Source organism: Stenotrophomonas nitritireducens, assembly GCF_001700965.1.
In the GTDB taxonomy this organism is placed as follows: Bacteria; Pseudomonadota; Gammaproteobacteria; order Xanthomonadales; family Xanthomonadaceae; genus Stenotrophomonas; species Stenotrophomonas nitritireducens_A.
The window spans coordinates 3,765,867-3,776,988 of sequence record NZ_CP016756.1 but is presented as its reverse complement, the minus strand read 5'-3'; the positions used below and the strand labels follow the sequence as shown (position 1 = coordinate 3,776,988).

11 protein-coding genes are annotated in these 11,122 nt (G+C 66.1%); 4 read left to right on the top strand and 7 right to left on the bottom strand.

Annotation, left to right across the window (positions count from 1 at the left end):
• Window positions 1-76 precede the first annotated feature (76 nt).
• The 4 genes from BCV67_RS16075 (at window position 77) to BCV67_RS16060 (ending at window position 4,431) form a co-directional block, all read left to right on the top strand.
• The gene (locus tag BCV67_RS16075) at window positions 77-1,252 is read left to right on the top strand and encodes a thiolase family protein (protein ID WP_062168407.1); all 1,176 of its coding nucleotides are present in this window, start codon (window positions 77-79) and stop codon (window positions 1,250-1,252) included.
• A 121-nt stretch (window positions 1,253-1,373) separates the two neighbouring features.
• On the top strand, window positions 1,374-1,715 hold the full coding sequence (locus BCV67_RS16070) for a hypothetical protein (protein ID WP_057626557.1): 342 nt from the start codon (window positions 1,374-1,376) through the stop codon (window positions 1,713-1,715).
• 469 nt (window positions 1,716-2,184) lie between these two features.
• On the top strand, window positions 2,185-2,580 hold the full coding sequence (locus BCV67_RS16065; protein WP_062168409.1) for a lipoprotein: 396 nt from the start codon (window positions 2,185-2,187) through the stop codon (window positions 2,578-2,580).
• 153 nt (window positions 2,581-2,733) lie between these two features.
• A complete protein-coding gene (locus BCV67_RS16060; protein ID WP_062171642.1) occupies window positions 2,734-4,431 on the top strand; it encodes a diguanylate cyclase in 1,698 nt (565 codons plus the stop codon).
• On the opposite strand, the gene BCV67_RS16055 is transcribed toward BCV67_RS16060, so the two are convergent.
• The 7 genes from BCV67_RS16055 to BCV67_RS16025 form a co-directional block, all read right to left on the bottom strand.
• Window positions 4,432-6,072, bottom strand: a complete 1,641-nt coding sequence (locus BCV67_RS16055; RefSeq protein ID WP_062168411.1) for an acyl-CoA dehydrogenase family protein — start codon at window positions 6,070-6,072, stop codon at window positions 4,432-4,434.
• Between the two features lie 62 nt (window positions 6,073-6,134).
• Entirely contained in the window at window positions 6,135-7,373 is a 1,239-nt protein-coding gene (locus BCV67_RS16050) for an FAD-dependent oxidoreductase (RefSeq protein WP_062168412.1), read from the bottom strand.
• Window positions 7,374-7,451: 78 nt separating this feature from the next.
• Window positions 7,452-7,658: a transcription antiterminator/RNA stability regulator CspE gene (gene cspE, locus BCV67_RS16045; protein WP_057506519.1), complete on the bottom strand. Its 207-nt coding sequence runs from the start codon at window positions 7,656-7,658 to the stop codon at window positions 7,452-7,454.
• Window positions 7,659-7,748: 90 nt separating this feature from the next.
• Window positions 7,749-8,501 carry an S-methyl-5'-thioinosine phosphorylase gene (locus BCV67_RS16040; RefSeq protein WP_156455841.1) on the bottom strand — a complete coding sequence of 251 codons (753 nt, stop codon included), beginning with the start codon at window positions 8,499-8,501 and terminating at the stop codon, window positions 7,749-7,751.
• A 99-nt stretch (window positions 8,502-8,600) separates the two neighbouring features.
• Window positions 8,601-9,155: a hypoxanthine-guanine phosphoribosyltransferase gene (locus BCV67_RS16035; protein ID WP_057626561.1), complete on the bottom strand. Its 555-nt coding sequence runs from the start codon at window positions 9,153-9,155 to the stop codon at window positions 8,601-8,603.
• Window positions 9,155-10,162 (bottom strand): beta-N-acetylhexosaminidase, encoded by a 1,008-nt coding sequence (nagZ, locus tag BCV67_RS16030; RefSeq protein ID WP_062168416.1) that lies wholly within the window; start codon window positions 10,160-10,162, stop codon window positions 9,155-9,157. The genes BCV67_RS16035 and nagZ overlap by 1 nt, the downstream gene beginning before the upstream one ends.
• Window positions 10,163-10,241: 79 nt before the next feature.
• Window positions 10,242-10,937 carry a DsbA family oxidoreductase gene (locus BCV67_RS16025; protein ID WP_062168418.1) on the bottom strand — a complete coding sequence of 232 codons (696 nt, stop codon included), beginning with the start codon at window positions 10,935-10,937 and terminating at the stop codon, window positions 10,242-10,244.
• Window positions 10,938-11,122: the final 185 nt, after the last annotated feature.

Sequence of the window (11,122 nt, the reverse complement as noted above, 5' to 3'; positions counted from 1 at the left end):
GGGATGTGCCGTTGGTCCAATGTGCCCGGCCCCGCGGACGTTCGATAATTGCCGCAAGGTATAACCGAGATTGCTCATGTCTGACATCGTCATCGCCGCCGCCAAGCGTACCGCCATTGGCTCCTTCCTTGGCCAGTTCAACGGCGTCCCCACCCCGACCCTCGGTGCAGCTGCGATCAGCGCGGCCATGCAGCAGTCCGGCATTGCTGCCAGCGACGTGTCCGAAGTGATCATGGGCTGCGTGCTGCCCGCCAACCTCGGCCAGGCACCGGCCCGCCAGGCCGCACTGGCCGCCGGCCTGCCGACCAACACCGGCGCCACCACCCTCAACAAGGTCTGCGGCTCGGGCATGAAAGCCATCATGCTGGGCCACGACCTGATCAAGGCCGGCTCGGCCAGCATCGTGGTCGCCGGCGGCATGGAGTCCATGTCCAACGCCCCGCACATGCTGCCCAACTCGCGCACCGGCAACCGCTACGGCAATTTCCAGGCGGTGGACCACATGGCGTGGGACGGCCTGACCAACCCGTACGACGGCCAGGCCATGGGCGTGTTTGCCGAGGCTACCGTGGCCAAGTTCGGCTTCACCCGCGAAGAGCAGGATGCCTACGCCATCGAGTCGGTCACCCGTGCCCAGGCCGCCGTGGCCAATGGTGCGTTCGCCGACGAAATCGTTGCGGTCAAGGTTGCCACCCGCAAGGGCGAGGTGGAGTTCGCCCAGGACGAGCAGCCGGGCAAGTCGGACATCAGTAAAATTCCTACGCTACGCCCGGCCTTCAAGAAGGACGGCAGCGTCACCGCCGCCAGCTCTTCGAGCATTTCCGACGGTGCTGCCGCGCTGGTGTTGCTGTCTGCCGACGATGCCGCCAAGCGCGGCGTGCAGCCGCTGGCGCGCATCGCCGCACACGCCACCTTCTCGCAGGAACCGGAGTGGTTCACTACCGCCCCGATCGGCGCGATCACCAAGGTCCTGGAAAAAGCCGGCTGGAACATCGCCGACGTTGACCTGTTCGAAATCAACGAAGCCTTCGCCGTGGTAGCCATGGCACCGATCCGCGAACTGGGCATCCCGCATGCCAAGATCAACGTCAATGGAGGGGCCTGCGCATTGGGTCATCCGATCGGTGCTTCGGGTGCCCGCTTGGTGGTTACGCTGGTAAATGCATTGCGCACACGTGGCCTCAAGCGTGGCATTGCATCGCTTTGCATCGGTGGTGGCGAAGCAACCGCTATCGCCATTGAATTGATTTGATTGAAAAATTTCAGATCTTTGCAAACCTGAATGCGGGACTGCTTGACAGTCGAAATGGGCTTGTCATCATGTTCCCGGCGCGCAATGGCGCGTTGCCTAATTTCACGACGAGGATTCACAAATGAGCATCAACAAGCTGCTGATCGCGATGACCCTGGGTCTGGCCCTGACCGCCTGCTCGAAGCAGGAACAGGCTGCTGACGCTGCCGCTGACGCCAACCAGGCTGCTTCGGAAGCCCAGGTCGCTGCTGACCAGGCCGCTACCGCCGGCGCTGCTACCGCCGACGCTGCCCAGGCTGCTGCTGACACCGCCGCTACCGCTGCTGACGCCGCTGGCGAAGCTGCTGGCGCCGCTGCTGCCGCCACCACCGACGCTGCTGCTGGCGCCGCTGCTGACGCTGCCAAGGCTGCTGAAGACGTTGCTGGTCAGGCCAAGGACGCTGCTGAAGAAGCCAAGAAGTAATAACTTCTGCTTCCAAGCTGTTCCAGAAAAGCCGCTGGTTCGCCAGCGGCTTTTTTTATGCCCGGCCGTTTACCACAGCGCAGCGCCGCTCGCTGGGTCGCGCATCAACACACCAGGCTCGCAAGCGACCGGCAGTAGCCGGTGGATCGGTGTCGAGGCAGGCACAGGCAAGCGGCCAGGGCCACGCCTTCACCCGCACCTGCATTCGATGGACGACACGGAAAAGAGGCTCAACCTGCCTTGCCTCGTTTGCCAACGCCCAGTGCTGTGCCGGAAACAGCCAGGTTCCACTGCAGGCGACGCGCCGGCCCGATCGCCCATGCAACCGTGCCGGATTGACCGCCCCCACACACTGCGCGCCCGCCAGCGGCTTGCTTAACCAATTCCCTCCATCGCGACTCGCCTTGACGCGATCTGAATACGCCAGCACCTAGGCTGTGGTCATCAATCACACACCGGAGAGAGTGACATGAAGAAATTTGTCCCCGTGCTCGCTGCAAGCCTGGTTCTGGCATTGGCTGGCTGCAACGATCCCAACGCCGAACAGGCCAAGAAAGACGCCGCCGCCGCCGCCGACCATGCCGGTGACGCAGCAAAGAATGCCGCTGCTTCTGCCGCTGACGCCACCCGCGATGCCGCCGACTCGGCTGCCGCCGCAACCCGCAACGCCGCCGCCGAATCGCAGCAGGCGTTGGACAAGGCCGCAGTGGCTACGAGCAAGGCTGCCGATGATGCGTCGGTCGCTGCCAAGGACGCCGCCGCCAACGCTAGCGCCGCTACCGCCAATGCCGCGCAGAAGGTGGCCGATGAAGCTCACGACGCCGCCAAGCATGCGCGTGAGAACGCAGACGCAGCCAAGCATTGATAGACTTCACCACGCAGCCGGAACTCGGCTGCGTGGTGTTCGCGCGGGAGGCGGGATGCCACTGGGGGCCGGATACATCCATCCGAGTTGAAAGGTGAGCTGGCGCGCTGGCAGCAACATGCGCATCACCTCGATCATGCGGTCAAGGGCGCGATGCAAAAACGCACTAGCAGTAAATTCGCGCTGATATTCTCGGCGCTTGTTTTTGTCGCCATCGGCGTCGGTGTTTTTGTCGGCGCGCAACGTTTCATTGCCGATGCGCGGCTGGTTGCGCATACCCATGAAGTCATCAGCCGCGTCGATGAGATCCAGTCGATGGTGCTGGACGCCGAGTCGGCCGAGCGCGGCTATCTGCTGACCGGCAGCCAGGCCTATCTGCTCGATTACCAGATGAGCCTGGAGCGGCTGCCCCTGCAGCTGACTGCGCTGATCAAATCGGTAGGCGACAACCCCGATCAGGTACACAACGCGATCGCCCTCAAGGCGTTGGTGAACCAGCGCCTGAAGCAGATCCAGCACGTGGTCGACATATACGACGCGCAAGGCCTGGACAGTGCACGCGCGGCAATCACCCAGACCGCCTTTCTCACCACCAGCAGCATCCGCGAACAGGTGCACACGATGGTCGAGGAGGAACACGGCCTGCTGGTAGAGCGCGCCGCCAGCTCGCGCCGCAGCGCCGATCTGCTGCTGGGCCTGGCACTTGCCGGCATTCCCTTCGGTCTGGCAATCGTCGCCTCGGTGTACGGCATCCTGCTGTCCGAACTGCGGCGCCGCACCCGTGCCGAAAAACGCGCGGCCAGTGCCAGCCAGCAGCTGGCGGGCAACCTGGAGCAGATCGAACGCTCCAGCGCCGACTTGCAGACCCTGGGCCGCTACACCGGGCTGCTGCAGAGTTGTGCCAACCCGGAAGAAGCACTGGAGATCAGCGCACGCACACTGGAAGCCTTGATGCCCGATGTCGCCGGCTCGGTCTATCTGCTGCGCGCATCCAATGACCGGCTCGAGAGCATCGTCAGCTGGGGCAAGCCGCTGATCGAAACCAGCGCGTTCCTGGTGCCGAGCGACTGCTGGGCCATCCGCCGCGGCCAACCGCACGTCATCGATGATCTGCTGCATGATGCCAGCTGCCCGCACATCAGCCGGCCCGAAGCCGGCACCAGCGTGGCCACCGCCTGCATTCCGATGTCCGCACAAGGCGCGCAGATCGGCTTCCTGTTCCTGTGCGGCGCAGGCCCGGGCCCGCTGCCGCGGCTGAACATCGCCATCTCCGCGGTGGAACAGCTGTCTCTGGCACTGAGCAATCTGCGTCTGCGTGAATCGCTGCGCCTGCAGTCGATCCGCGATCCGCTGACCGGCCTGTACAACCGTCGCTATCTGGAAGAATCGCTGAGCCGGGAAATCGCCCGCTGCGGCCGCCGCGACCTGCCGCTGTCGGTGATCATGCTGGACGTGGATCACTTCAAGCAGTTCAACGACACCCACGGGCACGGCGGTGGCGATGCCTTGCTGGCCGCCATCGGGCAGATGCTGAGTTCGCGCCTGCGCGGCGAAGACATCGCCTGCCGCTATGGCGGTGAGGAGTTCACCGTGATCCTGCCCGAATCGGACAGCAGCAACGCGCTGCGCCAGGCCGACGAACTGCGCCTTGCGCTGTCGCAGATGAGCGTGCCGTTCTCCGGCAAGACGCTGCCGCCCGTCACCGCCTCGCTCGGTGTGGCGACCTACCCCATCGACGGCGTGGCCGGCCTCACCTTGCTGCGCAAGGCCGATGCCGCGTTGTACCGGGCCAAGCGCAGCGGCCGCAACCGCGTGGTGCCGTTTGACGCCAGCGTGGACGGCGCCGGCTGATCAGCCGACCGGCAGGGCCCGTTCGAGTATTTCGTCGAACGCGGTGCGTGACGGCAGGCCACCGTATACGCCGGCGGCACGCGGCAGCCGCGACTGTACGAACCCGGCCGCCAACGGGCTGCGCGCACGCAGCAAGGCCGCCGCCTGCAGCAGCACCGCAATCGCGCTGACCAGGCTGCGCGCATCGGCCTGATCCAGCTCACCGCCCTGCAGCTGACCCAATGCGGCCTCCAGCGCACGATCGTAGCCGGCATCGTTGCCGGCCGCCTGCTGCAGCTCGGCCTGCAGCGCAACGCGGGTTTCCGGCTCGCGCTGCAGTGCTCGCAGCACGTCCAGGCACTGCACGTTGCCGCTGCCCTCCCAGATCGAATTCAGCGGCGCCTGCCGGTAGAGGCGCGGCAGCATCGACTCTTCCACGTAACCGGCGCCGCCCAGGCATTCCTGTGCTTCGTTGACGAAGGCCGGTGCCCGCTTGCATACCCAGAACTTGCCAATGGCGGTGGCGATCCGTGCAAACGCCGCTTCGCCTGGATCATGGCCTGCCGCATCCACCGCGCCGGCCACGCGCATCGCCAATGTGGTGGCCGCCTCTGATTCGATGGCCAAGTCACTCAACACATTGGCCATCAATGGATGCTCGACCAAACGCTTGCCGAAGCTGCGCCGGTGCCGCGCATGGTGCAATGCCTGCGCCAAGGCCATGCGCATCTGCGCGGCCGAGCCCAACATGCAGTCGAGCCGGGTCAGCATGACCATCTCGATGATGGTCGCGACGCCCCGCCCTTCTTCACCCACACGCCGCGCCCAGGCGCCGCAGAACTCCACTTCACTGGATGCGTTGGCCCAATCGCCAAGCTTGTCCTTGAGCCGCATCAGATGAAAATTATTACGCCGGCCACAGGCCAGGCGACGCGGCATCAGGAAGCAGCTCAAGCCGCCCGGTGCCTGCGCCAGCACCAGCCAGCCGTCGGACATCGGCGCGGAGAAAAACCATTTATGCCCGACCAGGCTGTACTCTCCCTCGCCTGCCAACGGCGTGGCGAGAGTCGTATTGCTGCGCACGTCCGAACCGCCCTGTTTTTCGGTCATGCCCATGCCGACGGTGATGCCAGGCTTATCGCCGATGGGCAGATCGCGTGCGTCATAGAACGGCGCTGCCGCCTTGCTGGCCCATTCGGCCAACGCCGGCTCCTGCCGCAATACCGGCACCGCGGCATGGGTCATGGTCAGCGGGCAGCTGGTGCCCGCCTCTGCCTGGTGGTGCAGGTAGCTCAGCGCGGCGCGCGCCACGTGTGCGCACGGCTGCGCCGACTGCCAGGACAGACCGGCAACGCCCGCGGTTTTCGCCGTCGCCATCAGGCGGTGGTAGGCAGGGTGAAACTCGACGCTGTCGATCCGGTTGCCCTGCGCATCGTGGGTACGCAGCAGCGGCCGCTGCCGGTTGGCATCAAAACCGATCCGGTACAGCTCGCCACCGGCCAGCGCGCCGTACGGCTGCAATGCGCCGATAAAGCCCTGCGCGCCCTCACGCTGCACGCTCTGCCGCAGGGCCAGGTCGTCCTGCCAAAGATCACGGTCGCCGAACGGCGGCGGCTGGTTGTCGACGACATGGGTTTCAAACGGTGGCGGCTGCGGCAGCATGGCGGCGACTCGTGGAGGACCGCCCCTGATTCTGCCGCAAGCGCCTGCCGCCCGCGCGCCGCTCAGCGGTTGGCGGCGAACGGGGCCAATGCGGCGATGAAGTCATCCTGCAGCGCCAGCTTGCCGAACAGGCCGTGCTGGGTGCCGCTCAACACCCGCAACATGTGCCCGCGCCCGCCGGGCATGCGGCCCATCGGCTTGAACAGCAGGTCACGGCCATTGGCGACCCAGTCGCGATCGGACTGGAAGATCGGCGTCAGCCAGCGGCTCCAGAACTGGTACAGCCATACATGCGCCTTGCGCAGCTGCTGGTACTGCGCCAACGCCGCGTCGATGTCCGACTGCGCGCGCAGCGCGTCGCGCAAGGCCATGGCATCCATCAGCGCCATGTTCACGCCCTGCCCCAGCTGCGGGCTCATCGAATGGGCGGCGTCGCCGGCCAGCACCAGCCGGCCGCGGTACCAGCGGTCCATCACCGCATCGCGGTAGCTGGCGCGGGCCAGCTGCGTCTGCAGGCTCACCCCGGCCAGGCGCTCGCGCGCCTGCGGCCACAACGTGGCGATCTCATCCAGCCACGGCTCCAGGCCGTCGCGTTCCCAGGCCTGGAAACCGTCGCGCGGCAGGCTCCAGAAGAAGCTCAGGCGTTGCTCGCTGTCGCCCGGGCGGCTGCCCACCGGCAACAGCCCGATCATCTTGCGCGCCGCCACATAGCGCTGGCGCAGTTCGTCGCCGTGCTGCCAGTCGCCGCGCGGCAGCAGGCACCACAGCGCGCCCCAGGGATAGACCCGGTCCAGCCGCGTGCCCTGCACCTGCGCGCGCAGCCCCGAGGCGGAGCCGTCGGTGGCGATCACCAGATCAAATGGCCCGTGCCAGCGACCGTGCTGGTCCTGTACGCGTTGCAGGCTGTCGTCGATGGCGCTGATGCGGCTGTCCACGTGCAGCGCCTGGCGGCCATCCCAGGCGGCATCCAGCAGCGAAAACAAGGCCCCACGCTGCATGCCGATGCCGCACAGGCGTGCGTCCAGCCCGGCGTAGGTCATGTCCATCACCGCACGCCCGCACGGGGTTTCGCCATACAGGCGGCGCACCACCGCGCCATGTTCGAGCACCTGCGGCATCAGCTGCATCTGCCACAGCGCCTGCAGGCCACTGGGTTGCAGCAGGAAGCCTGCCCCAACGGGTCCCGGCGTGGCCGCCTGCTCGAACACCTGCACCCGGTGCCCGTCGCGCGTGAGCAGTACCGCCAGCGCTTGGCCGGCAGTGCCGTAGCCAACGATGGCGATATCCAGTGTCTTGTTCATTGCAGTCCCTCCCCGGGCGCCTGCCTTTGCTAAAAAAAAACCCCGCCGAAGCGGGGTTTTTCCGCACAACCGGGTGGATTACTCGGCCGGCGTGATGTTCGAAGCCTGGGCGCCCTTCGGGCCCTGGGTCACGTCATAGCTGACGCGCTGGCCTTCCTGCAGGCTGCGGAAGCCCTTGGAATTGATCGCGGAGAAGTGCGCGAAGACATCGGCGCTGCCGTCCTCCGGTGAGATGAAGCCAAATCCCTTGGCGTCGTTGAACCACTTGACGGTACCGTTCGGCATGGTGATGCGAGACCTTCTTCGATGAATGGATTGATGTACGCTGAATGAAGCGCACTGGCGGAGTATGCAAAGCTTAAGCCGGGATGACAATCACCCCCGGGCCAATTCACCCACCAAAGTCGGCAAACCAGACGAAGCCGCCTCCACATTGGCCAGCACCTCGGCCATGGTGATCTCCGTCGCGTCACCGCATCCCGCCGCCCAGTTGGCGACAATCGCCAGGCAGGCGTACTCCAGCCCCAGTTCGCGCGCCAGCCCGGCCTCGGGCATGCCGGTCATGCCGACCAGATCGCAGCCATCACGGCGCATCCGCGCGATTTCCGCATTGGTTTCCAGCCGCGGCCCCTGGGTGGCGCCGTAACAGCCACCGTCCTGCATCACCACGCCCTTGGCCTTTGCCGCCGCCAGCACCTGGGCGCGGAACGCGGGGGTATAGGGGTGGCCGAAGTCCACGTGCAGCACCTCGCTGCCGGGCTCCTCGCTGAGCGTGGAAATACGGCCCCAGGTGTAGTCGATCAACTGGTCCGGGCAGGCCAGCACGCGCGGACCGAAGTTGTCACCGATGCCGCCGACCGTGTTCAGGGCCAGCACCCGAGTAGCACCAAGCTGCTTGAGCGCGGCCAGATTGGCGCGGTAGTTGATCTTGTGCGGCGGGATCGAGTGGCCTTCGCCGTGGCGGGCCAGGAACGCCACCCGCTGGCCGTTCAACATGCCCACCCGCACCGGGCCGGAGGGGGCGCCGTAGGCGGTTTCCCCTTCATGGGTCTGGACATCGTCCAGCGCCGCCAACTTGTAAACGCCGGTGCCGCCGATCACGGCCAGGGCAATAGGTTCCATGCTCATTCCAGATGTTCCCGTTGGGCACGCGCAGGCCACACGCATGGCGTGGCCTGTGTGCGATCAAACCGGTCGCCGATGCCAAGAAGCATCGGCCTGCCGGTATTACTGCTTCATTGCGTAGATGGCCGGCAGCGAGCGCAGCGATTCGTTGACGTCCATGCCGAAGCCGAACACGAAGCGGTCCGGCAGCTCGATGCCCGAGTAGTCGGCCTTGACGCCCGGCAGGCAGCGGTCGTGCTTCTTCACCGTCAGCACGGCGATGCGCACGTCGGTGGCGCCCTGCTCCAGGCACCATTCGCGCACGCCCTGCAGGGTGAAGCCCTCGTCCAGGATGTCGTCGACCAGGATCACCCGGCGGCCGAACAGGGCCGACACCGGGCGGTGCTTCCAGACCAGATCGCCGCCGCTCTCGCCGTGGTAACGCGAGGCCTGCATGTAGTCGAACTGCGCGTCCTGACCACGTGCGCCCAGCTCCAGCGCCAGCTGGCCAGCGAACGGCAGCGCGCCATTCATGATCGAGATGAACACCGGCACTTCGCCCTTGTAGTCGCGCGCGATGGCGTCGGCGATGCCGGCGATGGCGGTGTCGATGGTGGGGCGGTCGACCAGCAGGTCGGCCTGGGCCACGGCTTGTTCAAGAGTGAGTTTGCTGGACATCAGACGGTTCTTCCAAGGTTTTCAGACAGATGATTACGGGTATCAGTATGGCGGGCGTCGGCCAGCAGGCCGCCCCAGCCCATCGCGCCGCGGCCGATCAGGCTCAACAGCGCGGCGGTGTTCAAGCTGCGGCCGGACACGGCCTGCAGCGATTCTTCGACCAGCTCCGGGTGGCACACCAGCACCACGTCACAGCCGGCATCCAGGTGCGCATCGACCCGGGCCTTGACCCCACCGGCAGCGAACGAGGCCGCCATGCCGATGTCGTCGGAGAACACCACGCCGCGGAAGCCCATCTGCTCGCGCAGGATCTGATTGATCCAGCGCGGCGAATAGCCTGCCGGCTCGGGTGCCACCTGCGGGTAGATGACGTGGGCCATCATCACCGCATCGGCGCCGGCAGCGATGCCGGCACGGAACGGGATCAGGTCGTGCGCTTCAATTTCGGCGAGCGGACGCGGGTCAACGGCGGTGTCCACATGGGTGTCTTCGCGCACCGTGCCGTGGCCGGGGAAATGCTTGAGCGTGGCGGCCATGCCGACGGAGTGCATGCCGCGCACATAGGCTGCGGTCAGTGCGGCAACCACCTGCGGATCCTCGCCGAATGCGCGGTTGCCGATGGCCAGGTTGGCATGGCCCACATCCACCACCGGGGCAAAGCTCAGGTCCAGGCCGGTGGCGCGGATTTCGCTGGCCATCAACCAGGCGTGTTGTTCGGCCAACGCCAAGGCTGCGTCCGGGTCGCTTGCGTACAGCTTGCCGAAGCCTTCAAGCGGCGGCAGCTCGGCATAGCCTTCGCGGAAGCGCTGCACGCGCCCGCCTTCCTGGTCGACGGTGATCAGCAGCGGACGTGCAGTGGTGGCGCGGATCGCCGCGGTCAGCTCGGTGACCTGCTCGCGCGAGGCAAAGTTGCGCTTGAACAGCACCACCCCGGCCACGGCATCATGCTGCAGCCAGCCTCGCTCCTGGGCGCTCAGTTCAGTGCCGGCAACGCCGATCAAAAGCATGCAAGGACTCCAATCCACCGCGGACTGCGGCCTAGCGGGCCATTGTCGCAGATGGCGCCCGCCGCGTCAGAGCCTGCGTTCAGACACTACAGCCATCCGGGCCACAGGCCTGTTCATCCTGGCTGGCAGCCGGCGCGGGTGCCTGTTCGGCGGCGATCTTGCGCAGCACCTGGGCAAACACTTCCGGCGGCTGCCCGCCCTGCACCGCGTACTGGCCGTTGATGACGAAGGTCGGCACCGACTGGATGCCCAGCGCCTGCGCCTGATCGATCCCGGCCTGGACCTCGGCCATCCCCTCGTCCGAATCCAGCATGGCCTGCACCCGCTCGGCCGGGATATCACCGGCCGCAGCGGCGGCGATCAATACCTGCGGATCGGCCAGGTTGCGGCCTTCGGCGAAATGCGCGCGGAACAGCGCCTCACCGACCTGTTCCTGCACCCCGAACTGACCCGCCAGCCACAGCAGCCGGTGTGCAGGCAAGGTGCTGACCTTGACCTGGCCCTGGTTGAAATCCATCGGCAGGCCTTCGGCCTGGGCGGTGTTCTGGGTCTGCGACAGCAGCTGGTTGGTCCGTTCGATACCTCCGAACTTGGCCACGTAGGCCTCGCGCAGGGGCACCGGCGTGGTGCCCGCGTCCGGATCAAGCAGGAACGGATGCCAGTGCACGTCCAGCTGCGACGCGTCCTCGCCCAGCAGCGCCAAGCCGCGCTGGAAGCGGTGCTTGCCGATCCAGCACCAGGGGCAGACAACGTCGGACCAGATATCGATGCGCATGAATGTTCCTGCTCTCATTGAAATGTAGTGCCGAGCCATGCTCGGCAGGGGCCTTACCCGCAATGCCGTGGGAGCGGCATCAGCCGCCAAGCCGGTGGCACATCCGATGGACACATATCTGCAATCGCAACAAACCGGGTTACCCGGTGGCTATCGGCTTCGCGGCTGACGCCGCTCCTACAAAC

What these genes read in the sequence shown, in the direction of transcription:
- BCV67_RS16075 (WP_062168407.1), top strand. Translation starts at nt 77, where the DNA reads ATGTCTGACATCGTCATCGCCGCCGCCAAGCGTACCGCCATTGGCTCC.
- BCV67_RS16070 (WP_057626557.1), top strand. Translation starts at nt 1,374, where the DNA reads ATGAGCATCAACAAGCTGCTGATCGCGATGACCCTGGGTCTGGCCCTG.
- BCV67_RS16065 (WP_062168409.1), top strand. Translation starts at nt 2,185, where the DNA reads ATGAAGAAATTTGTCCCCGTGCTCGCTGCAAGCCTGGTTCTGGCATTG.
- BCV67_RS16060 (WP_062171642.1), top strand. Translation starts at nt 2,734, where the DNA reads ATGCAAAAACGCACTAGCAGTAAATTCGCGCTGATATTCTCGGCGCTT.
- BCV67_RS16055 (WP_062168411.1), bottom strand. Translation starts at nt 6,072, where the DNA reads ATGCTGCCGCAGCCGCCACCGTTTGAAACCCATGTCGTCGACAACCAG.
- BCV67_RS16050 (WP_062168412.1), bottom strand. Translation starts at nt 7,373, where the DNA reads ATGAACAAGACACTGGATATCGCCATCGTTGGCTACGGCACTGCCGGC.
- cspE (WP_057506519.1), bottom strand. Translation starts at nt 7,658, where the DNA reads ATGCCGAACGGTACCGTCAAGTGGTTCAACGACGCCAAGGGATTTGGC.
- BCV67_RS16040 (WP_156455841.1), bottom strand. Translation starts at nt 8,501, where the DNA reads ATGAGCATGGAACCTATTGCCCTGGCCGTGATCGGCGGCACCGGCGTT.
- BCV67_RS16035 (WP_057626561.1), bottom strand. Translation starts at nt 9,155, where the DNA reads ATGTCCAGCAAACTCACTCTTGAACAAGCCGTGGCCCAGGCCGACCTG.
- nagZ (WP_062168416.1), bottom strand. Translation starts at nt 10,162, where the DNA reads ATGCTTTTGATCGGCGTTGCCGGCACTGAACTGAGCGCCCAGGAGCGA.
- BCV67_RS16025 (WP_062168418.1), bottom strand. Translation starts at nt 10,937, where the DNA reads ATGCGCATCGATATCTGGTCCGACGTTGTCTGCCCCTGGTGCTGGATC.